This window comes from Actinomadura rudentiformis (assembly GCF_008923185.1).
GTDB lineage: Bacteria > Actinomycetota > Actinomycetes > Streptosporangiales > Streptosporangiaceae > Spirillospora > Spirillospora rudentiformis.
In genome coordinates this window covers 200,167-225,427 of record NZ_WBMT01000013.1, presented here as the reverse complement: position 1 = coordinate 225,427, position 25,261 = coordinate 200,167, and the positions used below count along the sequence as shown (strand labels likewise).

Sequence of the window (25,261 nt, the reverse complement as noted above, 5' to 3'; positions counted from 1 at the left end):
CCATCGAACGGCTGACGAAGGGGCGTCGGCGGCGTGGCGGCGGGGGTGGACGTGACTCTAGCCGCACGGTGCGCGAAACCGCACTATCCGAACTTTCGCCGGAGACGGCTCAGGCTCAGGCGACGGCTGCGCTCTGGTGGGAACTGGCCGTCGGCTCACGCTCGCGTCCCGTACCGCGTCTCAAAATAGCCGGACGCTGGTAATGCACCGGCCGGGGTAAAGCCCGGTCAGGTGGGATCTGGGGTCAGGGTCGTGGACGCGGCCAGCGAGCGGAGCCCTCGGCGGAAGTCGTCCGGGGTGACGTCGCCCACGAGGAGGTACTGGAGAACGAAGCCCGGCAGCATGCCGAAGAGCGCCTTGCCCGCGGCGGTGCAGTCGGTGTCGGGCGGGACCATCCCGGCGTCGCGGAGCCGGCCCACGTACATGATCCAGAGCGACCGGACCACACTCATCCGGTCGCGGACATAGGTGCCGAATTGCTCGTCGTACATCGCCAGGGCCCAGGCCTGGGGGGCGAGGCGGAGGTTCTCCCCAGGGCCGACCAAGGTGACGATCTGCTCGGTCAGGCGGCCGACGGCGTCGTCCAGGGTCGGGACGGGATCCTCTTCGAGGACCGCGGCGACGTAGCCTGCGAGGCTGCCGATGGTGCCGGACGCCAGGGCCTCGATGATCTCGGTCTTGCTCTTGAAGTATCGGTAGACGGCCCCCGCGGACAGCCCGGATTCGGCGAAGATGTCCTGCATGGACGTCTCATGGAAGCCCTTGCGGATGAAACAGGCCCGGGCGGCGTCAAGGATCTGCGCGCGACGGCGTTCCAGGTGCTCTTCGCTGACTCGTGGCATGGTCAAAATATAAAACGAGTATTCGTTCTCCACAAATCCGCCACGCGGTACCGCCATCAGGGGGTGAAGTCGGCTCGGACCTGAATCCCCGTGCAGGTCCGAGCCGGCGCCTGGTCGGCCGGTGCCTGGCCGGTCGGTGCCTGGCCGGTCGGCGCCTGGTCAGCCGGCGGTGTCTGGGAAGGCCAGTTCGATGCCCTTGCGGTCGCTGGTGTAGCGGGCGTTCCACACGTACAACTTGATGTCCTTTGTGTCGAGGCTCTCGCTCACGGGCAGGTCGGTGGCGACGCGGACGAGGTACGAGGCGCCCGTGGGGATGAGGGTGTCACCGTCGTCCTGGATTGGGGCCTGGGAGCCGTTCAGGCGCGCCGTGACCTTGCTGTGGTTGGGGAGCGTGCACATGTGCTGGGGGACGCCTGCCTGAGGCATGCAGCGCTCCTGGGCCTCTCTGGGCACTTCCCCACGCGGCAGGAAGATGTCGGCAGGGAAGTCCAGAAGGACCGGGCGCTTCTGCGTGTTCGTGATGACGTATTCGGCGTACGCGTAGGTCGAGCCGGCCGGGGCCGGGGTGCTGTCGCTCAGCGGTTTGGAGTCGACGCCGGTCTTGGCTGCGGCGAGGCTGTAGGCGTAACCCTCGGGAGTGGTGATGCTGAGCGCCGGACCGACCTTGGGCGCGGGTGTCGTCCCTGGCGCGTTGCCCTGGCTGGAGAGTGCCGGAGGCCTGTCGGCGGCGCCATCGGAGCCGGGGCTCAGAACGGGGCGGATGACGAGTATCCCGGCCGCCACGGCCGCTATGCCGGCGGCACCCGTGAGGGCGCCGGCCAGGCCGACCTTGCCCGCGCTGCTTTTCTTGCGGCGGCGGTGTGAGTGGTAGCTGTTGGACATCGTCTCGTGCTCCTCGGGCTCTCCAGCACAGTCCTCGGGCCCCAGCCTCATGAAGCTCAGGCGCGTCGTCGGGCCTGCCTACCAGCGCAGGCGGGGCCGTCGTCGGACCTGCCTGCGGGCCTGAGCGCCGCGAGCCCGCCCCACCAGGCCCTGTAGGCGCTCCCTGTCCCGGGGGCAGTCACCATAGCAGGGCGTTCGGAATGATGGTGACGAGGCGTTACCAAGGGTGATTGGACGGAAAAGGTGGTCAGTTCGCTACGAAGATCGCCTGAGGAGGGGCCCGGCGCCGAGGCCGCGGAGTGAGGCGTCCAGCACCTCGGCCGTGTGCGCGACGGCGATCCGCGTGCCCTGGCGAGCCAGCGCGGTGGTGATCTGCATGGAGCAGCCGGGGTTGGCGGCGACGAGCAATTCGGCCTCTGTGGCCCTTACGGACAGGGCTTTGCGGTCACCGAGCTCGGCGGCGGCCTCCGGCTGGAGGAGGTTGTACGTACCGGCCGAACCGCAGCACACCTCAGGGTCGGAGATCTCGCGCACGGTCAGTTCCGGAATGCCGGTGAGCAGGGCGCGTGGCTGGCTGCGCACGCCCTGGGCATGCGCGAGGTGACAGGCGTCGTGGTAGGCGACGGTGGCCGGAACTGGCCGCCGTTCCGCTCGCGGCCCGATGTCGACGAGGAATTCGGCCAGGTCCTTGGTCTTGACCGACAACGCCTCGGCCCGGCCCGCCCACGTGGGATCGTCCGCGAGCAGCCTCGCGTACTCCTTCATCGCCGACCCGCAGCCCGCCGCGTTCACCACGATCACGTCCACGGCTTCGAACGCCACGATCGTCCGGCGCGCGAAGTCGCGTGCCTCCTCGTCCCGGCCGGAGTGCAGGGAGAGCGCGCCGCAGCACCCCTGGCTCTTGGGAATGATGACGTCGCATCCCTCCATGGCCAGAACACGGGCGGTCGCCGCGTTCACACCGGGGAAGAACTCCCGCTGCACGCACCCGGTCAGCATCCCGACCGTCGCACGCCGCTCGCCCCGTGCGGCCACGCGTTCGGGGAGGCGCGGCGCACGGCCGAGAGGCGGCGCGAGCCGTTCCATCGCGGCAAGGGACGGCGACAGGCGGTCCAGGACGCCGCTGCGGCGGACGAGCCGGTCGAGCCCCGTCTTCTGGTACGCGCGGAGCGGGCCGCGCAGAGCGCGGAGGCGGGCGGGGTACGGGAAGAGCTTGAAGATCGCCTCACGCACGAGACGTTCCCTGAGCGGACGGGGGTGCTCGCGTTCCACCTCGGCCCGGGTCAGCTCGATCAACCGGTCGTACTGGACTCCGGACGGGCACGCCGTCACGCATGCCATGCAGCCCAGGCACCGGTCGAAGTGCTCCACCATGGGCCCGCTCAGCGGCGTCCCCTCGGCGTGCTGCTGCATCAGATGGATGCGCCCGCGCGGCGAGTCCATCTCCTCGCCCCACAGCACGTACGTGGGGCACGTCGGCAGGCAGAACCCGCAGTGCACACAGTCGCCGAGCAGCTTGGGAAGCTCGCCTTCGCCGAGCAGGTCCGGCGGCGTGGCCCCAGGTGATCCCACGACCGGCTCAGGCAGATCCTGGGGTGCGGTCATCAGATTCCTCCCACGAAGCGGCCAGGTGACAGCCGGTGCTCTGGATCGAACTGGGCCTTCACCCGGCGCATCAACGTCAACGCGGGCACGGGTCCCCACACATCGTCGGCCGTACGAACACCTTCAGGCGCATAGCGCACGACGGCACCGCCCCGGTGGCGGGCGAGTGTCGTACGCAGGCGCGCCAGCACCTCAGCCACCTCGGCCGCGTTCGCCGTCAACCCCACATACCCCTTTCCAGACGCCGACCACCGCACCTGGCAACCCTCCACACCTGCCAGCGCCGCGCCCCACAGCAGCGCCGCGCCATCTGCCGGCGCCGTGCCTTCTGTGGCCGCAGGCGCCTCCGCCAGGGCTGAGGGCGGAGCGGTCACCTCGATGAGGGTCGTCCCATCAGGGTAGGCGCCCCACCAGGCCGGCGGTTCGTGGCTGATGTCGGCGCCGGGACCCAGGAGGTCCGCGACGCGTGTGGCGCGGGCCGCCACGCCCTCTGGAACGCCCTCCAGGAGGACGCCCAGCGTGATGCCGTCTCCGGAAGCCTCGCATTCGAGGGCGCTCGGGGCGACGGGGGAGTGCAGCACGCCTTGGACAGCCTCATGGGCGTTGGCGGCGTCTGGGACGCGGGTCGTGACGTAGGCGTGGGCAGAGGGCACCGGGTGCAGCCGGAAGGCGGCTTCGACGATGACGCCCAGCGTCCCGTACGACCCGGCGAACAGCCGCCCCAGGTCGTATCCCGCCACGTTCTTGACGACCTTGCCGCCCGAACGTGCGATCTGGCCGTCCGCGCGCACGATGGTGAGACCGATGACCAGGTCGCGGGGCGATCCGTACAGCAGCCGGAGGGGCCCGGCCGCGCCGGTGGCGATCGTTCCGCCGACCGTGGAGCCGGGGAGGGGCACATCGAGCGACAGGCGCTGGCCGCGCCCGGCGAGGACCTCGGCGAGCCGTTCCATCGTGAGCCCGGCTTCGGCCTTGACGACCAGGTCACCGGCGGCGTGTTCGATGACGCGGTCCAGCCGCGACGTGTCGAGGAGCAGATCGCAGCGGCCCGGTGGCAGGCCCCAGTCGAGGCGCGTCTCGCCGCCCCGGGGGATCACGGCGAGCCCCTGCTCGGCCGCGACCCGCATCACCTCGGCGGCCTCGGCCACCGTCCCGGGCGCGGCCACGAAACGCGGGGTGACGCCGAGGACGCCTTCTTCGGGCTCTCCAGGCCGTACGTCACCGCAGACCTTCGCCAGCGCGTCCAGAGGGTCCAGAGGGCCGCCCATCAGAAGATGTCCGCCTTTCCTTCGTACGGGTGCGGCCCCTTCCGCACGCCCGGGACCTCGCCGCAGAGGCGGGGTGTCGGGAACACCTTGCCCGGGTTGCACAGACCGGCGGGGTCGAAACCGCACCGCACCATCTGCATGGTGTCGAGGTCGGCGTCGCTGAACATCCGCGGCATGTAACGAGCCTTGTCGACGCCGACCCCATGCTCGCCCGTGATGGAGCCGCCGTGCTCGATGCAGAGATCGAGGATCCTGCCGGACACCTCTTCGGCACGTTCAGCCGCGCCTGGCTCGGCGTCGTCGAACAGGACGAGGGGGTGCAGGTTGCCGTCGCCCGCATGGAAGACGTTGGCGACGCGGACACCCGACTCTGCCGAGAGCGCGTCGATGCTGGCGAGAACCTGGGGGAGTGCCGTACGGGGAATCACGCCGTCCTGGACGATGTAGGCCGGGCTGATCCTGCCTACGGCGGCGAACGCGGATTTACGGCCCTTCCAGATCAGTGCCCGTGCGGCGTCGTCGGCGGCGATGCGGATCTCGAACGCGCCGGCCTCGCGGCACAGCCGTTCGACCTCGGCGAACTGGGCTGCGACCTCGGGTTCGGGGCCGTCGAGCTCGACGATGAGGACGGCGCCGGCGCCGGGCGGGTACCCGCACGCGACCGACGCCTCGGCGGCCTCGATGGACAGCGCGTCCATCATCTCGATCGCCGCCGGCACGACTCCCGCGCCGATGATCGCCGAGACGGCCGTGCCGCCGGCCTCGATCGAGTCGTACGCGGCGAGGAGCGTCTGCACGGTCTCGGGCACGCGCGTCAGCCGTACCGTGATCTTGGTCGTGATGCCGAGCGTGCCCTCGGAGCCGATGAACGCGCCCAGGAGGTCGTAGCCTGGGTCGCCGGCGGCCAGGGTGACCAGCTCGCCGTCCGGCGTCACGATCTCGCAGGCGAGGACGTGATGCGCCGTGAAGCCGTACTTGAGGCAGTGGGCGCCGCCGGAGTTCTCCGCCACGTTGCCCCCGACCGAGCAGATCTGCTGGCTGGAGGGGTCGGGCGCGAAGTAGTAGCCGTACGGGCGCACGGCGCGGGTCACATCGAGATTGATCACGCCGGGCTCGACGACGGCGCGCTGGTTCGGAACGTCGATCTCCAGGATGCGGCGCATCCGGGACGTGACGATCAGCACGCCGTCGGTCCGGGGGAGCGCGCCGCCCGACAGCCCGGTGCCCGAACCGCGCGCCACGTACGGGATGCCCGCCGCGGCGCACTCCCGCACGACCGCCGCGATCTGCTCCGCGCTCTCGGGCAGCACGACGATCGCGGGCATGGCGCGATGGTTGGTCAGCCCATCGCACTCGTACGTGCGCAGCCGCACCGGATCTGTGATGACCGCCTCGTCGCCGAGCGCCCTGGCCAGGCGTTCCGCGAGCGCGGGGAGTGTCGTCTCCATCCCCGCCCACCTCCCCTCGCCCCTTCAGCTTCCTCCCCCGAGACGAACGACTGCAAGATCACCCTGTCTTTTCCGGAGAGGTGACGAGGGTGACCTTGCAGTCGACGCTGCCTACGGGAAGTGGACGTACGCGGGAGTGGTCAGGAACTCCTTGTACTCGTCCGCGAGCGTGACGTCCTTGAAGAGCGCCACGGCCTCGTTGAAGCGCGGCTCGTTGAAGGCGTCGCCGAGCTCCTCCCGGATCTTGGCGAGCTCATCGTCCAGGATCTGCTCGACCCACTCCTTGGTGATCTTCTGGCCCTCCTTGGTGGAGATGCCGTTGTAGATCCACTGCCACACCTGGGAACGGGAGATCTCCGCCGTGGCGGCGTCCTCCATCAGGTTGTGGATCGCCACCGCGCCCGACCCGTTCAGCCAGGTGGCCAGGTAGCGCAGTGCCACGTCGACGTTGCCGCGCAGGCCCGCCTCGGTGATGTCGCCCGGCGTCGCGGCCACGTTGAGCAGGTCGGCGGCCGAGACCCGGACGTCCTCACGGAGCCGGTCGCGCTGGTTGGGCTTGTCGCCGAGCACGCCGTCGAAGACCTCACGGCACACCGGGACGAGGTCGGGGTGCGCGACCCAGGAGCCGTCGAAACCGTCGTTCGACTCGCGGGTCTTGTCGGCCCGGACCTTCTCCAGCGCGATCTTGTTGACCTCCTCGTCCTTGCGGGACGGGATGAACGCGGCCATGCCGCCGATCGCGTGGGCGCCGCGCTTGTGGCAGGTGCGCACCAGCAGTTCGGTGTACGCGCGCATGAACGGGGCGGTCATGGTGATCGCGTTCCGCTCGGGCAGGACGAAGTCGGCGCCGCGGTCCCGGAACTTCTTGATGACCGAGAAGAGGTAGTCCCATCGGCCGGCGTTCAGGCCGGCGGAGTGGTCGCGGAGCTCGTAGAGGATCTCCTCCATCTCGAACGCGGCCGGGATGGTCTCGATCAGCACGGTGGCGCGGATGGTGCCGCGCGGGATCTCCAGGGTGTCCTGGGCGATGTTGAACGCGTCGTTCCAGAGCCGTGCCTCGAGGTGGCTCTCCATCTTGGGCAGGTAGTAGTACGGGCCCTTGCCCTTCGCCAGCTGGCGGCGCGCGCTGTGGAAGAAGTAGAGGGCGAAGTCGAACAGCGACCCCGACACCGGCTCGCCGTCCACCAGGAGGTGCTTCTCCTCCATGTGCCAGCCGCGGGGCCGGACCACGATGGTGGCCAGCTCCTCGTCGGCCTTGAGCGCGTAGGACTTGCCGGACTTGGAGTCGGTGAAGTCGATCGTGCGGTCGAGGGCGTCGCGCAGGTTGAGCTGGCCCTCGATCATGTTGTCCCAGAGCGGGGTGTTGGCGTCCTCGAAGTCGGCCAGCCACACCTTGGCGCCGGAGTTGAGCGCGTTGATCGTCATCTTCCGGTCGGTCGGACCGGTGATCTCCACGCGGCGGTCCTCCAGGCCCGGCGCCGGCGCGGCCACCCGCCAGCTCTCGTCGGCGCGGATCTCGGCGGTCTCCGGCAGGAAGTCCAGGGTGCCGCCCGAGGACAGGTGCGCCTGCCGGTCGGCGCGGGCCTGCAGAAGCTCCTTGCGCCGGGCGCCGAGCTCGCGCTGCAGCGTGGCGACCAGGCCGAGCGCCTCGGGCGTCAGGATCTCGTCGTACCGCTCGTTGATGGGGCCGGTGACCTCGATCCCCACCCGACCAACCGACCCCGTCCGACCTCCCCGGCCTTCGAGTGCAGCCATCTGCCCTGCCCTTTCGTATCGTGAAATTCTGCTTCTGTTATGTGGAGAACGCTACTCGCCGGTACAGGAGCCGGTCAAAGCGGTGGGCTGGGTATCCCCTGGCGGCAGGGGGATAATCAACTGACCGTGCGGTCGTGGGCGTGAGACGATCGCCGGGATGTGAGGATCGCCGGCATGTGAGGGAAGACACGCCCGCGTGGCGGTGTTCAAACAAGACATATGACTCACGTTTTCTTCGCAGACCAGGAGACCAAGATCCGCAACGAGATCGAGCGGGACGAGATCGAGAGCTTCGAGGGTTCGAACGCCGCCGGAGACTTCGACGGCGACGCTGAGCTCGAGGGCAACGCCGGGTTCGACGACTTCACCGACTTCGACGGCGAGCCGATGACCGGCGAGCTCGACCTCGAGGACCGGCGGGCCCTTCGCCGCGTCGCGGGGCTCTCCACCGAACTGACCGACGTCACCGAGGTCGAATACCGGGCTCTGCGGCTCGAACGGGTCGTCCTCGTGGGCGTCTGGACCGAAGGCACCGCCGAAGAGGCGGAGAACTCACTGCGCGAGCTCGCGCTGCTCGCCGAGACGGCGGGTTCGCAGGTGCTCGAGGGCCTGTCCCAGCGACGCACCCGTCCCGACGCCGCCACGTACATCGGCTCCGGCAAGGCGGCCGAGCTGCGCGACATCGTCATCTCCACCGGCGCCGACACCGTCATCTGCGACGGTGAGCTGGCGCCCAGCCAGCTGCGGCACCTCGAGGAGATCGTGCAGGTCAAGGTCATCGACCGGACCGCGCTGATCCTCGACATCTTCGCCCAGCACGCCAAGAGCCGCGAGGGCAAGGCCCAGGTCGAGCTCGCCCAGCTCGACTACCTCCTTCCCCGCCTCCGCGGCTGGGGCGGCAACCTGTCCCGCCAGGTCGGCGGACGGGCGGCCGGCGGCGTCGGCATCGGCGGCCGCGGTCCCGGTGAGACCAAGATCGAGCTGGACCGGCGCCGGATCCGTACGCGGATGGCCAAGCTGCGCCGCCAGATCGGCGAGATGGCCAAGTCGCGCGACACCAAGCGCGGCGAGCGACGCCGCAACGCGGTCCCGGCCGTGGCGATCGCCGGCTACACCAACGCGGGCAAGTCGTCGCTGCTCAACCGTCTGACCGGTGCCGGCGTGCTGGTGGAGAACGCGCTGTTCGCCACCCTCGACCCGACCGTCCGGCGTGCGGAGACCCCGAGCGGCCGCACCTACACCCTCGCCGACACCGTCGGGTTCGTGCGGCACCTTCCGCACCAGCTCGTCGAGGCGTTCCGTTCGACGCTGGAAGAGGTCACCGACGCCGGGCTGATCCTGCACGTGGTCGACGGCTCCGACGCCGACCCCGAGGCCCAGCTCGAGGCGGTGCGGGTCGTGCTCCGCGAGATCGGCGCCGACTCGATCCCCGAGATCGTGGTCATCAACAAGGCCGACGCCGCCGACGACCTGACGCTCGCCCGTCTCCAGCGCCGTGAGCCGCACAGCGTGGTCGTCTCAGCCCGTACTGGCCAGGGCATGGACGAGCTCCGCGCGCTCATCGAGCGTGACCTGCCGGGGCTGGAGCGCGAATTCCACGGCGTCGTGCCGTACGCCCGCGGTGACCTGGTCGCGCAGGTGCACGACCGCGGCGAGGTCATCAAGCAGGAGCACGTCGCCGAAGGGACCGTCCTGCACGCGCGTGTGCCCGCTGACCTGGCCGGGGACCTCGAACGTTACGTGGAGCAAACGGTCACAACGTCCTAACCTTTGCACCGTTCTAACGTCACTCTCCGGAGTGGTGTGACGCACCGTAACGAGGCCATAGGGTCCTAGCGGGTCGGATGAGGCCACCGGTCGCGTCCGTCCCGCTGGTCCCGTCCGTACCGAGGGGCCTCGCCTGCCCCGCCGGACCGAGCCCATCGGTTCAGGCAGGCGGCTGCGGGGTCCGGTGCCCTGCGGGCGAGACCGGCTCCATCGGTCTCGCCCGAATTCCGGTCCGGGCGCGCTTGTGTGGGGGGTTGGCCATCCAAGCGACGACAGCCCATATTGCCTTCTGTTCCCTTTTAGGGCGCGGCGGGCAAACCACGAGTCGTCCGTGTCACACCAAGGCGGGCCGCTCGTGGGCCGCGCGCGGAGAGGCAGGTGGGCGCCCGGCTGAGCCTGGTGAACGCACCTGGTTCTGTTGCCGGTCCGGTGGCCGGCGGCGGTGCGCAGCCTCGTGTCTCATGCGTTTGGCGGGCGCCGGCGGGCGTTAGCATGTTGGCCGGTGGCATTGGCCGGGCAGGTTGGTCGTGCCTTTGGCCGGTGGAATGCCGGCCGAAACCTTAATGGTGGTCGCCTTACGGTGACAGCTTCTCAATTCCGCTTGACGCCCCTGCGAGAGTCCGTACGGTCGTAGGACTAAGGACAGGGCGTCGGAGGAGAGGGGCAGCGGCCGAATACTTCTTGGATTACTAGGGATCTGCGTACTTTGTCCGGTTGTCCACGTCTGGTGACCTGCGCGAACGAGGGGCCCTCGCGGCCCGGTGAGCGGCGGGTTCCTGGAACCCTTTCCGAGATGGGTGCGTTTGTTGGCCAGAGGTTGTCGGTCGGGCCTTCAGTGCACTACCGTGACGAAACCGATATCTCCGGTCTCGTTGCTCAAGGTGATCAATCGATCACCCGTTCCCCCAGTGGTGAGTTCGTCGGCACCCAGTCGGCGTTCGGATCGAGAGCAGGTGGCCCTCTGCATGGCATGTCTGCGTTCATGGTCGCGAGCAGGTGGCCCGCCCCATCTCGCCACGGCGTCCGGTCCCGTGCCGGCCGGCACGTTGATCCATTCAGGTCGGTGACCCTATGACGGTACGGCTGTTGACGAACATCGGCAGGCTCTGGACGGGCACCGACGTCTGCAGCAACGCCGCCGTGCTCATCCACGACGACCGGATCGTCTGGGCGGGCCCCGCGTCGGACCTCCCGCAGAGCGTCCCCGGCATCATCGACGACATCGTCGATGTCGACCACGTGGAAAACCTCGGCGGCGGCCTGGTCACCCCCGGCCTCATCGACGCCCACTCGCACCCGGTGTACGCGGGCAACCGCTGGGCCGAGCTCGCCATGCGCACGAGCGGCTCCTCCCACTCGGCGATCGCCGCGGCCGGCGGCGGCGTCAACTCCACCGTCACCGTGACGCGCGGCACCGACCCGTGGACCCTGTGCAACGCCGTTCGTGAACGCCTCCGCCAGTGGATCCTCGCCGGCACCACCACCGTCGAGGCCAAGACCGGCTACCACCTCACCCGCGACGGCGAGCTGGCCGACATCCGGATGCTGCGTTCGCTCGAGGGCGAGCCCTCCATGCCGCGCATCCACGCCACGTTCCTCGCCGCGCACATCCTGCCGCCGGAGTTCTTCGGCCGCCGCCGCGACTACATCGAGGCCGTCCGCCTCTGGGCCGGCGACGCCGCCGCGGCCGGCGCCGACTCGATCGACGTCTACTGCGACGAGGGACACTTCACCGCCGAAGAGGCCCGCGCGCTCCTGCTGACCGGCAAGCGTGCCGGCCTCAAGGCCCGCATGCACGCCTGCGCCAACGAGCGCGTCGGCGCCGCACAGGTCGCCGCCGAAGTCGGCTGCGCCTCCGCCGACCTGCTCACCCAGGCCAACGACGACGACATCAAGGCCCTCGCGCACGCCGGGGTCACCGCCACCGTCTGCCCGGGCAGCGCCCTCAACAGCGCCCGCCCGCCGGCCCCGGTCCGCGCCATGCTCGACCGTGGCGTGACCGTCGCCCTCGGCACCGACCACAACCCGGGCCAGTGCGGCATCACCTCGATGCCGCTCGTCATCGGCCTGTCCGTGGCGATGTTCGGCCTCAGCGTCACCGAGGCCCTGCGCGCCGCCACGCTCGGCGGAGCCGCCGCCCTCCGCGTCGGTGACCGCGGCTCCCTCGCCCCGGGCATGCTCGCCGACATCGTCCTCTGGGACGCCGACCACGAGGGTGCCTTCGCCTGGGCATTCGGACTTCGCGCCCTCCGGGTCTGGCGAGGCGGAGTCCCCGTCCAGCCCTGACCCAGGTCGTTCCGCAAACGCCCACGCTCACCAGCCCGACCCATGGACGAACGCGGCCCGGGAAGGCTCCGCTCGCATGCTGTGAGGGCGGCGAAAAAGGTTCGTTACCTGGCGATAATTCACCTTCCTGCCTGAGGGGATAACCTCGCTCCATGGGAAGCGCCGTCGCGGTCGTCACGGACTCCACCTCCTACCTGCCTCCCGGCCTGGCCGAACGGCACGAGCTCACCGTCGTACCGCTGCAGATCGCCATCGGCGGGACCGTGCGGGACGAAGGCGACATCACCTCCGCCGAGGCGGCTCAGGCGCTCAAGGAGTGGCATCCGGTCACCACGTCCCGGCCGTCTCCCGAACGGTTCGCTCATGCCTTCAAGGCCTGCGCCGGAGCGGGGGCGAGCTCCATCGTCTCGGTGCATCTGTCTGCGGCGATGTCCGGCACCGTCGAAGCGGCACGGCTCGCAGCCGAGGACGCGCCTGTGCCCGTACGCGTCATCGACTCCCACACCATCGGACTCGGGCTCGGCCTCACCGCTCTGTCCGCCGCCGCAGCGGCGCTCCGCGGCGCTGACACGGACGAGGTCGTGACGGTCGCCCGCCGCCGTGCCGAACTCTCCCGCTCGCTCTTCTACGTCGACACGCTCGAGCACCTCCGCCGTGGCGGCCGCATCGGTGCCGCCGCGACACTGCTCGGCTCGGCGCTCATGGTCAAGCCGCTGCTCAACATCGTCGGCGGCAAGATCGAGCCGCTGGAAAAGGTCCGGACGTCCTCCCGCGCGCTGGCCCGCCTCGAAGAGTTGGCGGTCGAGGCCGCCGGCGAACACCCCGTCGTCGACCTCGGCGTCCAGCATGTGTCCGCCGCCCCTCGCGCGGAGGCCCTGGCGGCCCGCCTGCGGGAGCGCATTCCCAACGTCGAGGATGTCTACGTGGGCGAGGTCGGACCGGTCATCGGAGCGCACGTGGGCCCCGGCATGATCGGCGTCGTGGTGGCTCCCCAGCTCCGCTGAACGGGCTGTGGTGGGAGTTATCCACAATTGGCTCAGGGTCTATCACCGGTTACGGTGAGTGCCTAGCTTCGTGAGGCATGAGGTTCAGTAGTCCCACTGACAGGCTGTACGAGCTGATCGAACGGTTGCGCGCGCCCAGGCGGGAAGGGAGTGGCCCGCCGAGCTCCTTCGGAGGCGGCGCTCCACCCGCCGCGTCCTTACGTTCGGGCCCCGAAGCCCCTGAGCCACCGCTCCGCGACCGACTCGACCCAGGCCTTCCAGGCGCCCGCGCGCTGGCCCTGCTCGGCGTGATCGCGGCCCTCGCCGCCGGTGTCTACCTCTGGATGGCGCGACCTCGTCCAGAGCCGGTGACTGCGGCCGCTCCCAGCCCGTCGCTCGCCGTCGCCGCCGTGGCGTCGCCCGCCGGCCGTGTCGTCGTTCACGTGTCCGGCAAGGTCCGGCGTCCCGGCGTGGTCGTCCTGCCGACCGGAACGCGGGTGGCTGACGCGATCAAAGCCGCCGGTGGCGCGCGAGCAGGAGCCCGGACGGACGCCCTCAACCTGGCCCGCAAACTCGTGGACGGCGAGCAGATCCCCGTCGGCATCCCTCCCCCGGCGGCAGCCGCTCCCGCCCTATCCGGAGGGCCGGCGTCCGGGGCTCCAGGGACACCTCTCGATCTCAACGCCGCGACCGTTGACCAGCTGGACGACCTGCCCGGTGTCGGCCCTGTCCTGGCTCAGCGGATCGTGGACTACCGCACCCAGCACGGCTCCTTCCGTTCAGTCGACCAGCTGCAGGAAGTCTCCGGAATCGGCGCGCGCCGCTTCTCCGAGCTCAAGTCCATGGTCCGCGTATGACGCCGCATGAGGAGGAGGGACAGCGACACGACTTGCGGCTCCTTCCACCCGCGTTGGCCGTGTGGTCGTCATCGGCGCTCGCGATCGGAGCTCCGCCAGTCGCGGCATACAGCGCCGCCACCCTTGCCGGACTTGCTGCGGTCCTCCTCCTGACCCGCCGATGGCGACGAGCAGCGAGCCTGGCATCCCGCATCGCGGGATCACGCTCGCAACTTACTGAGCCGAACGGTGACCTGGCTCGCGGGTGGTGGGCGGCGAGTGTGGCATCCCGCGCCGTGCGATCACGTTCGCAGCCTGCTGAGCCGAACGGTGACCTGGCTCGCGGGTGGCGGCGGGCAGCGAGGGCAGCACGATCAGGTTCGCAGGTCGCTGGGCCGAACGAGGAGAGGCGGCGGGCACGCTCCCCGAACGCGAGCCCGGTCGAAGAAAGTTCGCGCCCATGCGATCAGCGGAAGCAGAGAGGTTGGTTGGTGTGGAGGTCGGCGCGCCGCATTCACTCATTGGGGGCGGCAAAGGTTCGGCGGGCGCTGGTGGGGGTGGTGCTGGCCTGCGTGGCGGCTTCGGCGGTCGGTGTGGGAACGCGGGTTGCGGCGGTGGAGACGGGCCCGGTACGGGAGCTGGCACGGGCAGAACGTGTCGCGTCGCTTGAGGTGGTGGTGACCGGGGAGCCGCAGGCCACTGGGTCGGCGGCGCGTCGGATCTTGCTGGTTCGCGCGCGGGCGGAGGTGGTGCGGCGGACGCGGGTTCGGGTGCCGGTGTTGTTGATCGCGGCGGACCGGCGGTGGTCGGGGCTGGTGCCGAGCCAGAGGGTGCGCTTGACCGCTCGATTGACGGTTCCCCGGCATGGTGAGCTGCTGGCGGCGGCCGCGGTCGTGCGGGGCCCACCGCAAGTGCTGGGGCCGCCGTCGAGAGTCCAGCGGGCGGCGGAGGAGGTGCGGGCCAGGTTACGCCTGGCGGTCGAGGGGCTGCCCGACGACCAGCGGGGCGTGCTGCCGGGCATGGTGGTCGGCGACACGTCGCGGCTGGACGCCGGATTGGCCGAGGACTTCCGGACGGCAGGACTCTCACACCTGCTCGTGGTGTCCGGCGCGAATCTCGCGATCGTCATCGGCGCCGTGCTGGGGTTGTGCCGCCTGCTGGGATTGGGGCGGCGCTGGGCTCCGTTCGTCGCGGCCGTCGCGGTGGTCGCGTTCGTGCTCGTCGCGCGGCCCGAGCCCAGCGTGCTCCGAGCCGCGGTGATGGGCGCGATCGGCCTGCTCGCGCTGCTGAGCGGCCGTGAGAAGCAGGGGCTGCCCGCGCTGTGCGCGGCGGTGATCCTGCTGGTGCTGATCGACCCGTCGCTGGCGCGTTCGTACGGCTTCGCGCTCTCGGTGGCCGCGACGGCCGGGTTGCTCGTCCTCGCGCCACCCTGGCGGACGCGGCTCCGTCGCAGGATGCCCGGACCGCTGGCCGACGCCCTGGCGGTCGCGGCCGCCGCGCAGTTCGCCGTCACACCCTTGCTGGTGATGCTCTCGGGTGAGCTGGGGGTCGTGTCGATCGCGGCCAACCTGTTCGCGGCCCCGGCGGTGGCACCCGCGACGTTGCTCGGCGCGCTTGCAGCGGTGGTCGCGTTCGCCGAGCCGTCACTGGCGCGGCTGGTCGTGTGGCCCGCGGGCCTCGCGGTGGGCTGGATCATCTGGATCGCACGTACGGCGGCCGATCTGCCGTACGCGACCATCGCCTGGACCGGAGGCGCGCTGGGTGCGTGCACCCTATCGGTGGCGTGCGCCGCGGCATTGGTGATCCTGCGGTGGCGGCCGGCGCGCCTGCTCGGGGCCGCCGTGATGGTCGGCGTCCTCGCCGCCGTCATCGGACTGCGGGTGACGGCTCCGGGGTGGCCGCCCAGCGGCTGGGCGCTGATCGTTTGCGACGTGGGGCAGGGGGACGGTCTGGTCCTCGCGGCCGGGAGTGAACGAGCGGTCGTCGTGGACGCCGGTCCGGATCCCCAGCTGATGGACGGATGCCTGCAACGGCTGGGAATCCATGCCGTGCCGATGCTGATCCTCACTCATCCCCACGCGGATCACGTGGACGGGGTCGGCGGAGTCAGACGTGGCCGCGAAGTCGCCATGGTGCTGACCACGTCCCGCAGTTCGGGCAAGGAGTCGCGCCTGATCGGTGGCCTGCAGGTCAGGGCGGCCGTACCCGGGCAGCAGTGGACTGTCGGTGACCTCCACCTGTCCGTACTTGCGCCACCAGAGGGGCCGCGCCTGTCATCGGACGACGACGGGACCACGATCAACAACGCCAGCATCGTGCTGGTGGCGCGGCGCCCGGGCTTCAGCGCCCTCCTCGCAGGCGACATCGAGACCGAGGCTCAGAGCGCCCTCGTGGCGAACGTTCCGCCGGTGAACGTGCTCAAGGTCGCACACCACGGATCACGCCGCCAGGACCCGGCCTTCGTGACCGCAGCCGGCGCCGCGATCTCGGTCATCTCGGTGGGGCGGGACAACGACTACGGACACCCGGCGCCCGCCACCCTCACCCTCCTCCGGCACACGCATACCCGCATCTACCGCACTGACCAGAGCGGCGACGTGGCGTTGGTTCGAGCGACCAAAGGCGTGTCGGTGGTCACACGGCGGTGAGCGCCAGATCGCGGCATGCGCGGACCTGTATCTAGCGGACTGGCCTGAGTGGTGATGTGGCGTTGGTGCGAGAGTCATCCGACGGCTGGAACCAAGTCGGATTCCTAGTCCCGCTGTTCAAGGTTGGCGGGGACGGGTGCTCGGGCTGCTTGGCGGGGGAGCAGGAGCGGGGTGGCCAGGATGAGGAGGCCGGCCGTTGCGATTGCGGCGCGGGGGCTGGTGATGCCGGCAAGAAGGCCCCATAGGGCGGTCATGGCCGCGATGGCGGCGTTGCTCGTGACCGTCCAGGCGGCCAGGGTACGGGCGACGCGGTCCGTTGCGGTCAGTTCGAGCCGGTAGGTGACGTACACCGGGTTGAACACTCCCACGCAGGTGATCAAGCCGAGTTCGATGACGATGACGAGTGCGAGACCGGTGACGCCGGGATGGATGAGGGCCAGGCCGAGCAGCCAGCACGCGCGCAGTGTTCCAGCGGTGAGCATCACCTTGTGCTGACCGAACCGCGTGACGAGGCCGGGGGACAGGCGTGAGCCTATGAGGCCGCCGACGCAGGGCACCGCGAACGCCAGGCCGTACTGCCAGGGTGCGAAACCGAGGGGGCCGAGCATGAGCGACGCCAGCAGTGGCGCGGTGGCCATGATCAGGCCGTTGACCAGGATGGTGTTGAAGAACAGCGGGCGCAGGGTGGGGTTGGCCAGGATGTACCGCCATCCTTCGAGCAGGTCGGTGGCCCGGTGGCGTGGTGCGCCGGTTCGTACGGGCTGCGGCTCGTTCCCGCCGATGGCGCGGATGCCAACGGCCGAGAGCAGGAAGCTGACCGCATTGGCCACCACGGTCGTCACCGGGCCGAAGAGCCCGATCGCGGCCCCGCCGAGCGGCGGTCCGAGCACAGCGGCGGTCCATGTCGTCGACTCGAACCGTCCGTTCGCCACAAGGAGGTCCTCGGGGGGCACAAGCGCTTTCAGACATGCGCCGCTCGCCGCCCTGAACGCGATGTCAGCGGTGGCGACGATGACCGACACCACCAGGAGCTGGGCGAACGTGAGCCAGCCGAGCACGAACGCGGCGGGGACGCTCATCAGGGTCGCGAACCGGATCAGATCCATCGCGACCATCACCGGGCGCTTGCGGCGGAACTCCACCCAGGGGCCGAGCGGCACCGCGATCACTGTGCCGGCCGCGAGTCCGGCGGCCGCCAGCATCGACACCTCGCCCGGTTCGGCGTGCAGGACGAAAATCGCGATCAGAGGGAACGCGTCGAACGCGAGCCGCGTGCCGAACGTGCTGACCGCGTAGGCCGTCCAAAGCCACCGGAACTCCCGGCCCAGCGACCTCATGTTCTCCCTACAACCTCGCGTTGACCATCGAGACCGTAGCGATCGGGAAGCGTGAGGACAAACAACTGATGGGGGGTAGAGCTACAACCAAACGTTGTACCTCTAGGGTTCCCATTGTGGACCTCGGAGCCGTGCGCACCTTTGTGGCCGTCGCGAACGCGGGCCAGTTCCAGCAAGCAGCGGCCGACCTGGCGATCACTCAGCAGGCGGTCTCCAAGCGCATCGCCGCACTGGAGAAGGATCTCGGCGTACTGCTGTTCACCCGCACAGCGCGCGGAGCCCAGCTGACCATCGACGGCCAGGCGTTCCTTCCCCACGCCCATGAACTCCTCCAGGCCGAGGAACGGGCGGCCGCCTCAGTCCGGGCAGACCGCCGCGCGCTGCGGGTGGACGTGATCGGCCGGCACCTCGCACCAGCGGGTCTGCTCCGCGGCTTCCATCGCGCGCATCCCGATATCGACCTCGATGTCGTGACCCTCTTCGACGCCGACGCGGCCATCGACGCCCTCCAGTCCGGCACGATCGACGCGTCCTTCCGGGCCGTCACCCGGCGGCCTCCCGATGGCATCGAAGCGGCCCGGGTCTGCAACGAACCCCTTCAGCTCGTCACCGGGCCTGACCACGAGCTCGCCTCCGCCCGGGCGGTGACGCCCGCCCAGCTCGCAGGTCACCGGATCTGGATGCCCGGCATCCTCCCCGGCACCGAGTGGGCCACGTACTACCAGGACCTCGCCTCCGAGTTCGGGCTCACCATCGAGACGACCGGCCCCAACTTCGGCATGGACGCCCTCCTCGACACGATCGCCGACTCCGCGGCGCTGACCACCTTCGTCGGTGAGCAGACCCGTTTCGCCTGGCCCGCCGACTACGGTCTGCGGCGCATCGCCCTCCACAGCCCGACACCGGTCTATCCGCACTCGCTGATCTGGCGCGATGGCAACCCGCACCCCGCACTCGCGACCCTCCGCAATCACCTCGGCTTCCCCCGCCCCGACCCCGGGAGCTGGACCCCGAAATGGGCGCATCAGTGAGTGCCACGTGACGCCTTCGGGCGCCTACGTGCCATGACCATCGCCGTCATCGGGCCAGGTGCCTCGGGCTGAGTGGCCGGGCAGGGTGTGGTCGGGCTGCGTGGTCAGATAGGGGCACCCGGCAACGTCGTCAGGCTGCGTGGTCGGGCAGGTGTTGGGGGCCGGGCATGGCGACGGGTGTGATGGCTGGGAGGGCTGCTGGGCACAGGCGCGGGCGGGCTGTTGGTCGTCAAGTTGGTCGTCAAGGATGGCGGGGTTCGGGGACGGAGCCGGGGGTCAGGCGTGGCATGCTGCTGGGGTGCCAGCTGACCCCATCACGCTCATCGTCGGTGACGAAGAACTGCTCGTGGATCGTGCGGTCGGCGACGTGGTCGCCGCCGCCCGTTCGGCCGATCCCGAGGTCGAGGTGATCGACCTTGCGCCGGGCGGGCTGGAGACGGGGCGGCTGGCCGAGCTGACGTCGCCCTCCTTGTTCGGGGGCAGCAAGGTGCTCGTCCTGCGGTCCTCCCAGGATCTGGGCAAGGATCTGGCGGCGGAGGTCCTCGCGTACGTCAAGAATCCGGCCGAGGACGTCGCCCTGGTCGCGGTCCACGCGGGTGGCGCCAAGGGCAAGGCCTTGGCGGACGGGCTCGCCAAGGCCGGGGCCCGAAAGATCGCCTGCCCGAAGATCACCAAGATGGGCGAGCGGATCGACTTCGTCCGCAACGAGATTCGCCGGCACGGCGGGAAGATCTCCGCGGACGGCGCGCGCAACCTGCTCGACGCCGTGGGGAACGACCTGAGGGAGCTGGCCGGGGCGTGCAGCCAGCTCGTGGCCGACACCGGCGGCAAGATCGACGACGTCGCGGTCGCGCGCTACTACCGTGGCCGGGCCGAGGTCAGCGGCTTCAGCGTGGCCGACAAGGCGATCGAGGGGCAGCTCGCCGACGCCCTCGAACAACTCCGCTGGGCCCTGGCGACGGGCGTCGCGCCTGTGCTGATCGTCAGTGCCCTCGCCCAGGGGCTCCGGGGCCTCGCCAAGGTCGGTGGAGCCCCGCGCGGTGCCCGCGGAGCCGCGCTCGCCAAGGAACTCGGCATGCCCCCCTGGAAGATCGAACGCGTCCAGCGCCAGCTGCGCGGTTGGTCCGGCGAAGGCGTCGCCCGGGCCCTGGGTGCCGTCGCCGAGGCCGACCTCCAGGTCAAGGGCGGTGCCGCCGACCCCGCGTACGCCCTGGAGAAGGCCGTCAGCGACATCGTCGCTGCACGAGCCGTCCGCTGAGGCGATGGCCGGCTTCTTGCAGGCTGTCGGCGGCAAATGTGCGGCCATCGTCCGCCGTTCGCCGGGCTCGCAGCATCACGCGATCTGGGAACGCGGAAGGCTGCAACATTGCTGCGCGGCGCGGACTCCATCATGGGTGCCCTCCCGATCGCAGGAGGGGCGTCGCTCGGTGCTGCGGTGGTCCGGCTCGCTGGGCTACTGCTGGAGCTCGGCCTTGCGTTTCAGGCCGGCGGCTTCCATTGCCACATAGCGGCGGGAGCGGGCGCCGGCCAGGAGGGCGACTAGGAAGGCCAGGGGGCCGGTTTGGTCCAGGACCAGGCGGACGCTCACCGTGCCGTCGGCGTGGGTGGTGACGTCATGCGAGGCCACGGTGGTCAGGCCGGGGGTGCGTGCCGCCCAGGTGAACGACCGGCCCGGATCGAAATCGGTGACGGTCCACACGGCGGCAGGGAGTTTGGGCTGGTGGACGCGGGCCTTACTGCCTTCGCCGAACGGGCCCTGGGTGAGGCGTTCCACGCGGTCGATCGAAGCGGTCCACTCGGGCCAGCGTTCGACGTCCTCCAGGAGACGCCAGACGGTCTCCGCAGGCGCGTTGATCTCGACGGTGACTTCGTGGTGCATCTGGGGCTCCGGATCAGCCAGGGATCATCAGGTACGCGGGCGGGACGGAGTCGACCAGCCAGACGCCGTTGGCGCTGACCTGGAATTCGTGGCCGTCTGCGGCCATGCGGGCGGAGTCGACCACCAGGACGACCGGGCGGCCGCGGCGGGCGCCCACCCGGATGGCGGTCTCGCGGTCGGGGGAGAGGTGCACGGCGTGCCGGGCCATGGGGCGCAGACCCTCCTGGCGGATCGCGGCGAGGGAGGTGGCCACGGTGCCGTGGTAGAGGACGGCGGGCGGCGGCGTCACGGGCAGATCGAGCTCGACCTCCACGGAATGGCCCTGGCTGGCGCGGATGCGTTCGCCGGTCTCGTCGAACGAGTACCGGCGCTTGTCGTTGTTCGCGACCACGTGATCGAGCTCGGCGCGGGTGATCGGGAAGTTGTGCCGGGCGGCGGCCGCGAGCAGTTCCTCGACGTTCGCCCACCCGGCGGCGTCCAGGGTGAGACCGATCCGCTCCGGCCGGTGGCGCAGGTGCTTGGCCAGATATTTGGAGATCTTCACGGTGCGCCGGTCGTCCATGGTCACCTGGCCACCGTACGGCGATCACGTTGTCGGACGCTCGTCATTTTGGCGCTCCGGGCAGCACGAAAACGCCGTGGCCCGGCTGGGCCACGGCGTTCTGTGAAGACGCCGGGTCTTACTTGGCCTGCAGGGCGGCGGCCTGCTTGGCGATCGCCGACTTGCGGTTGGCGGCCTGGTTCTTGTGGATGACGCCCTTGCTGGCCGCGATGTCGAGCTTGCGGGCCGCGGTGCGCTGGGCAGTGATCGCCTCGTCGACGTTGCCCGCCTCGGCGGCCTCGCGGAACTTGCGGATCGCCGTCTTCAGCTCGGACTTGACGGCCTTGTTGCGCAGGCGAGCCTTCTCGTTCTGCTTGTTCCGCTTGATCTGGGACTTGATGTTCGCCACGTCGAAGAGCCTCAACTTGAAAGTCGTTGGTCAATGGGTTGCGCTCGCCGGCCCGGAGGGGCCGGCACCGGCGGCGGCCGCGGTGCCCCACGGCACGACGCAACGCCACACGCAGTCGCACAGCCTACCAATCCCAGCGCTCCACCCAAAACCAGCGGGCGCCGGGCTGTGCGACTCCAAATGTACGGCCTCGCGAGCGATGTGACCGTGTGAACGGAGCATGCCCGGGGACATGGGACTATGGGATACGGCAAGATCTGCCCTGCCATCGTCACCTGACGATCCCTGACCACCGAGTTTGCGAAACGGACCCCGGTGCCTGCGCCAGAGCCCAACAAGACCGATCCCGCGATCATCCGGAACTTCTGCATCATCGCGCACATCGACCATGGCAAGTCGACGCTCGCGGACCGCATGCTGCAGCTCACCGGGGTGGTCGAGGCGCGCCAGATGCGCGCGCAGTATCTCGACCGCATGGACATCGAGCGGGAACGCGGCATCACGATCAAGAGCCAGGCGGTGCGGCTGCCCTGGACGGGGAACGACGGCGTCGACTACGTGCTCAACCTGATCGACACCCCCGGGCACGTCGACTTCTCGTACGAGGTGTCCCGTTCGCTCGCGGCGTGCGAGGGGGCGGTGCTGCTGGTGGACGCGGCGCAGGGCATCGAGGCGCAGACGCTCGCCAACCTCTACATGGCGCTCGAGGCCGACCTGCACATCATCCCGGTGCTCAACAAGATCGACCTGCCGGCGGCGCAGCCGGACAAGTACGCCGCGGAGCTGGCGAGCATCATCGGCTGCGAGCCGGACGACGTGCTCCGGGTCTCGGGCAAGACCGGCGAGGGCGTCCCCGAGCTGCTCAACAAGATCGTTGAGACGGTGCCCGGCCCGGTCGGTGACCCGGATGCCCCGGCGCGGGCGCTGATCTTCGACTCGGTGTACGACACCTACCGCGGTGTGGTGACCTACATCCGGATCATCGACGGTCACCTGTCGCGCCGCGAGAAGAGCCTGATGATGTCGACCGGCGCGGCGCACGAGACCCTGGAGGTCGGCGTCATCTCGCCGGAGCCCAAGCCCGTCGCGGGGCTCGGCGTCGGCGAGGTCGGCTACCTGATCACAGGTGTGAAGGACGTCCGCCAGGCGCGCGTCGGTGACACGGTCACCGTGGCCTCGCGGCCGGCGCCGGAGTCGCTCGGCGGCTACCAGGACCCCAAGCCGATGGTGTTCTCGGGCCTCTACCCGATGGACGGCGACCAGTATCCAGAGCTGCGCGACGCGCTCGACAAGCTGCGCCTCAACGACGCCGCGCTGATCTACGAGCCGGAGACGTCGGCGGCGCTGGGCTTCGGCTTCCGCTGCGGCTTCCTGGGCCTGCTGCACATGGAGATCGTCCGGGAACGGCTGGAACGCGAGTTCAACCTGTCGCTCATCTCGACCGCGCCGAACGTCATCTACCGCGTGGTGATGGAGGACGGCACCGAGCACGTCGTCACCAACCCCAGCGAGTTCCCCGAGGGCAAGATCGGCAACGTGTACGAGCCGATCGTCAAGGCGACGCTGCTGGCCCCGTCCGAGTTCATCGGCGCGATCATGGAGCTGTGCCAGGGGCGGCGCGGGGTCCTGCAGGGCATGGACTACCTGTCCGAGGACCGCGTCGAGATCCGCTACACCCTGCCGCTGGCCGAGATCATCTTCGACTTCTTCGACCAGCTGAAGTCGCGGACGCGGGGGTACGCGTCGCTGGACTACGAGCCCAGCGACGAGCAGGAGTCCGACCTGGTCAAGGTCGACATCCTGCTGCAGGGCGAGTCGGTCGACGCGTTCAGCCAGATCGTGCACAAGGAAAAGGCGCGCGAGTACGGGCTGATGATGACCTCCAAGCTCAAGGAGCTCATCCCGCGGCAGCAGTACGAGGTGCCCATCCAGGCGGCCATCGGCGCCCGCATCATCGCCCGCGAGAACATCCGCGCCATCCGCAAGGACGTGCTCGCCAAGTGCTACGGCGGTGACATCTCCCGTAAGCGCAAGCTGCTGGAGAAGCAGAAGGAAGGCAAGAAGCGGATGAAGACGATCGGCCGTGTCGACGTCCCGCAGGAAGCCTTCGTCGCCGCCCTGTCCACCGGCGAGACCTCCACGGACAAGCCCAAGAAGTAACACGCGCACCGAACCGGCAGCCACAGGGGCATCGCGGTAGCCACAGGGGCATCGGCACCGCCACGCCCCAGAAGCGACGCGGGCGTACGGCTCGGGCCATATCGGATCAGGGCGCGTCGCGGGAGCGCGTTCCAGCAAACGTCTCGATATCGCAAAGCGGTGGTGACGCGGTGTCCCCACGAGGACACTGGGCGTTGTGACCCATACGTTGCTGCATCAGGTTCTCGTTTCCGACCTGGTGGTCCCGATCGGGCTGGCGGAGACGGCCGAGCAGGCGTCCCGTACCGGGTCGGGGCCACGGCTGGCCGACAACACGTGGCTGCGCTCGGATCTGCTGGTCTTCCGCAAGGAGCAGGACGCGGGGGATCGCGGGTACATCGAGGGGGCGCCGCTCCTGGCCATCGAGGTGACCTCCGACGCGTCGCGCGAGGTGGACCTCGGTGCAAAGAAGGACATGTACGAGCGGTTCGCGGTCCCGTCCTACTGGGTGGTCGACCTCAAGGGCGATGAGCCCGAACTGCAGGTCTTCGAGCTGAGCGATGACGGGCGGTACGCCGAGGAGGCGCGTGTCACCTGGGGTCGGACCTGCACGATCACCCGCCCCTTCGCGATCGAGCTCGCCCCTGACCAGATCTTCGACCGGCTGCCCCGGCCGCCCGCCCCGAGGAAAGGCATCCACATGTCCGACCAAGATCACCGAACTGGCCCGGACCTCCCGCACTGCGAGGAGCCCATCCTGATCGACGCCTTCGGCCGCTGGCCGACGGGTGCCGAGAAGGTCGAGCTGTGGGACGGCTGCCCCGTCTTCTACGGCGCCTGGGACGAGCGTGACGTCGAGATCGCCGAACGTGCCTATCCCGGCCGTGTCATCCGCCTGGACCAGCCGCCCGGCGAGCCCGGCACGCTCACCGTTCTCCCGGGCCCCGGCGTCCCTGAAGACTCCCAAGCCAGCTGAACCCGAGTCGGTTGAACGACCGTGTCGCCACACCGAGGCGGCGACTCATCGCTCAGACGGGCCGGCTCCGCCGGTCATTTGAAGATCGGCCAGGCCACCGGTGTCGGGACGCGGCGGAACTCGCCCCGGTTGGCGGCGCGCGCCCCGTACACCAGGTAGAACATGGTCACGGCGGTGAAGCCGAGCGGGATCCAGATCATCACCTCGACGGCGAGGGAGAGCAGGCCGCCGACCAGCCACACGGCGATCGCGGCGAGGCCCATGTTGAGGCCCTGCGCGGCGTGCCGGCGGACGAACGGTGACCGGCCCTTGCCGACGAAGGCGATGGCGGGGGCGATCGCGCCGATCAGGAACTGGCCCACATACGCCATGAGGGCCCAGCTCTTCTCGTCGTGGCTCACCTGGCCGAAGTGCCCCGGCATCTGGGCGGTGCTGCGGCCCTGCTGCGCAGGCGGCTGCTGCTGCTGCCATGCGGACGGCTGCGGCTGCTGCCAGGCCTGCTGGCCCTGCTGCTGCCATCCGGGCTGCCCCGGCTGCTGACCCTGGCCGGGTGAAGGGGGAGGCCCGTAGGCCATGAGGCATGTCCTCTCAGAGTCTGCGAGAGCTCTTGGCGAAGTCTACGACTACTT

General features: G+C 69.8%; 20 protein-coding genes. 9 read left to right on the top strand and 11 right to left on the bottom strand.

Translation table 11 applies throughout. From position 1 onward, the window contains the following. Positions 1–227: 227 nt before the first annotated feature. The 6 genes from F8566_RS27190 to aceB form a co-directional block, all read right to left on the bottom strand. Positions 228–842: a TetR/AcrR family transcriptional regulator gene (locus F8566_RS27190; RefSeq protein ID WP_151564583.1), complete on the bottom strand. Its 615-nt coding sequence runs from the start codon at positions 840–842 to the stop codon at positions 228–230. A gap of 159 nt (positions 843–1,001) precedes the next feature. Continuing rightward, a complete protein-coding gene (locus F8566_RS27185; protein ID WP_151564582.1) occupies positions 1,002–1,724 on the bottom strand; it encodes a hypothetical protein in 723 nt (240 codons plus the stop codon). A gap of 255 nt (positions 1,725–1,979) precedes the next feature. Next, a complete protein-coding gene (locus tag F8566_RS27180) occupies positions 1,980–3,329 on the bottom strand; it encodes a heterodisulfide reductase-related iron-sulfur binding cluster (RefSeq protein WP_151564581.1) in 1,350 nt (449 codons plus the stop codon). Next, positions 3,329–4,597, bottom strand: coding sequence for an FAD-binding oxidoreductase (locus F8566_RS27175; protein WP_225993571.1), 1,269 nt, complete (start codon positions 4,595–4,597; stop codon positions 3,329–3,331). Before F8566_RS27175 ends, F8566_RS27180 begins: the two co-directional genes overlap by 1 nt. Continuing rightward, entirely contained in the window at positions 4,597–6,045 is a 1,449-nt protein-coding gene (locus F8566_RS27170) for an FAD-linked oxidase C-terminal domain-containing protein (RefSeq protein WP_151564580.1), read from the bottom strand. Before F8566_RS27170 ends, F8566_RS27175 begins: the two co-directional genes overlap by 1 nt. A gap of 111 nt (positions 6,046–6,156) precedes the next feature. After that, entirely contained in the window at positions 6,157–7,800 is a 1,644-nt protein-coding gene (aceB, locus tag F8566_RS27165; RefSeq protein ID WP_151564579.1) for a malate synthase A, read from the bottom strand. Positions 7,801–8,187: 387 nt separating this feature from the next. Here aceB and hflX point away from each other — a divergent pair, with 387 nt between their 5' ends. From hflX to F8566_RS27140, 5 genes are all read left to right on the top strand, one after another. After that, positions 8,188–9,567 (top strand): GTPase HflX, encoded by a 1,380-nt coding sequence (hflX, locus tag F8566_RS27160; protein ID WP_151564763.1) that lies wholly within the window; start codon positions 8,188–8,190, stop codon positions 9,565–9,567. 1,071 nt (positions 9,568–10,638) lie between these two features. Next, entirely contained in the window at positions 10,639–11,853 is a 1,215-nt protein-coding gene (hutI, locus tag F8566_RS27155; protein ID WP_151564577.1) for an imidazolonepropionase, read from the top strand. 152 nt (positions 11,854–12,005) lie between these two features. Further along, on the top strand, positions 12,006–12,857 hold the full coding sequence (locus F8566_RS27150) for a DegV family protein (RefSeq protein ID WP_151564575.1): 852 nt from the start codon (positions 12,006–12,008) through the stop codon (positions 12,855–12,857). 77 nt (positions 12,858–12,934) lie between these two features. Continuing rightward, positions 12,935–13,693, top strand: coding sequence for a ComEA family DNA-binding protein (locus F8566_RS27145; protein ID WP_151564573.1), 759 nt, complete (start codon positions 12,935–12,937; stop codon positions 13,691–13,693). A gap of 815 nt (positions 13,694–14,508) precedes the next feature. Next, on the top strand, positions 14,509–16,320 hold the full coding sequence (locus F8566_RS27140) for a ComEC/Rec2 family competence protein (RefSeq protein WP_225993570.1): 1,812 nt from the start codon (positions 14,509–14,511) through the stop codon (positions 16,318–16,320). Positions 16,321–16,424: 104 nt separating this feature from the next. On the opposite strand, the gene F8566_RS27135 is transcribed toward F8566_RS27140, so the two are convergent. Further along, positions 16,425–17,657, bottom strand: coding sequence for an MFS transporter (locus tag F8566_RS27135; protein WP_151564570.1), 1,233 nt, complete (start codon positions 17,655–17,657; stop codon positions 16,425–16,427). A 116-nt stretch (positions 17,658–17,773) separates the two neighbouring features. Here F8566_RS27135 and F8566_RS27130 point away from each other — a divergent pair, with 116 nt between their 5' ends. After that, the gene (locus F8566_RS27130; RefSeq protein ID WP_151564568.1) at positions 17,774–18,688 is read left to right on the top strand and encodes a LysR family transcriptional regulator; all 915 of its coding nucleotides are present in this window, start codon (positions 17,774–17,776) and stop codon (positions 18,686–18,688) included. A 298-nt stretch (positions 18,689–18,986) separates the two neighbouring features. Then, positions 18,987–19,946 carry a DNA polymerase III subunit delta gene (gene holA, locus F8566_RS27125; protein ID WP_225993569.1) on the top strand — a complete coding sequence of 320 codons (960 nt, stop codon included), beginning with the start codon at positions 18,987–18,989 and terminating at the stop codon, positions 19,944–19,946. A 195-nt stretch (positions 19,947–20,141) separates the two neighbouring features. Here holA and F8566_RS27120 read toward each other — a convergent pair whose 3' ends face one another. The 3 genes from F8566_RS27120 to rpsT form a co-directional block, all read right to left on the bottom strand. Beyond that, complete coding sequence (locus F8566_RS27120) at positions 20,142–20,567, bottom strand: SRPBCC family protein (protein ID WP_151564566.1); 426 nt, start codon at positions 20,565–20,567, stop codon at positions 20,142–20,144. 13 nt (positions 20,568–20,580) lie between these two features. Next, a complete protein-coding gene (locus tag F8566_RS27115; protein ID WP_151564762.1) occupies positions 20,581–21,129 on the bottom strand; it encodes an RNA 2'-phosphotransferase in 549 nt (182 codons plus the stop codon). 118 nt (positions 21,130–21,247) lie between these two features. Next, complete coding sequence (gene rpsT / locus F8566_RS27110) at positions 21,248–21,517, bottom strand: 30S ribosomal protein S20 (protein ID WP_151564564.1); 270 nt, start codon at positions 21,515–21,517, stop codon at positions 21,248–21,250. A gap of 315 nt (positions 21,518–21,832) precedes the next feature. Here rpsT and lepA point away from each other — a divergent pair, with 315 nt between their 5' ends. Together lepA and F8566_RS27100 are read left to right on the top strand one after the other, a co-directional pair. Further along, positions 21,833–23,677 (top strand): translation elongation factor 4, encoded by a 1,845-nt coding sequence (lepA, locus tag F8566_RS27105; protein WP_151564562.1) that lies wholly within the window; start codon positions 21,833–21,835, stop codon positions 23,675–23,677. Positions 23,678–23,873: 196 nt separating this feature from the next. Continuing rightward, positions 23,874–24,632: a Uma2 family endonuclease gene (locus F8566_RS27100; protein ID WP_151564560.1), complete on the top strand. Its 759-nt coding sequence runs from the start codon at positions 23,874–23,876 to the stop codon at positions 24,630–24,632. Positions 24,633–24,706: 74 nt separating this feature from the next. On the opposite strand, the gene F8566_RS27095 is transcribed toward F8566_RS27100, so the two are convergent. Then, positions 24,707–25,207, bottom strand: a complete 501-nt coding sequence (locus tag F8566_RS27095; protein ID WP_151564559.1) for a DUF4870 domain-containing protein — start codon at positions 25,205–25,207, stop codon at positions 24,707–24,709. Between the last annotated feature and the right edge of the window lie 54 nt (positions 25,208–25,261).

Coding starts and splice junctions, on each gene's coding strand:
- F8566_RS27190 (WP_151564583.1), bottom strand. CDS start 842: ATGCCACGAGTCAGCGAAGAGCACCTGGAACGCCGTCGCGCGCAGATC.
- F8566_RS27185 (WP_151564582.1), bottom strand. CDS start 1,724: ATGTCCAACAGCTACCACTCACACCGCCGCCGCAAGAAAAGCAGCGCG.
- F8566_RS27180 (WP_151564581.1), bottom strand. CDS start 3,329: ATGACCGCACCCCAGGATCTGCCTGAGCCGGTCGTGGGATCACCTGGG.
- F8566_RS27175 (WP_225993571.1), bottom strand. CDS start 4,597: ATGGGCGGCCCTCTGGACCCTCTGGACGCGCTGGCGAAGGTCTGCGGT.
- F8566_RS27170 (WP_151564580.1), bottom strand. CDS start 6,045: ATGGAGACGACACTCCCCGCGCTCGCGGAACGCCTGGCCAGGGCGCTC.
- aceB (WP_151564579.1), bottom strand. CDS start 7,800: ATGGCTGCACTCGAAGGCCGGGGAGGTCGGACGGGGTCGGTTGGTCGG.
- hflX (WP_151564763.1), top strand. CDS start 8,188: ATGACCGGCGAGCTCGACCTCGAGGACCGGCGGGCCCTTCGCCGCGTC.
- hutI (WP_151564577.1), top strand. CDS start 10,639: ATGACGGTACGGCTGTTGACGAACATCGGCAGGCTCTGGACGGGCACC.
- F8566_RS27150 (WP_151564575.1), top strand. CDS start 12,006: ATGGGAAGCGCCGTCGCGGTCGTCACGGACTCCACCTCCTACCTGCCT.
- F8566_RS27145 (WP_151564573.1), top strand. CDS start 12,935: ATGAGGTTCAGTAGTCCCACTGACAGGCTGTACGAGCTGATCGAACGG.
- F8566_RS27135 (WP_151564570.1), bottom strand. CDS start 17,657: ATGAGGTCGCTGGGCCGGGAGTTCCGGTGGCTTTGGACGGCCTACGCG.
- F8566_RS27120 (WP_151564566.1), bottom strand. CDS start 20,567: ATGCACCACGAAGTCACCGTCGAGATCAACGCGCCTGCGGAGACCGTC.
- F8566_RS27115 (WP_151564762.1), bottom strand. CDS start 21,129: ATGGACGACCGGCGCACCGTGAAGATCTCCAAATATCTGGCCAAGCAC.
- F8566_RS27095 (WP_151564559.1), bottom strand. CDS start 25,207: ATGGCCTACGGGCCTCCCCCTTCACCCGGCCAGGGTCAGCAGCCGGGG.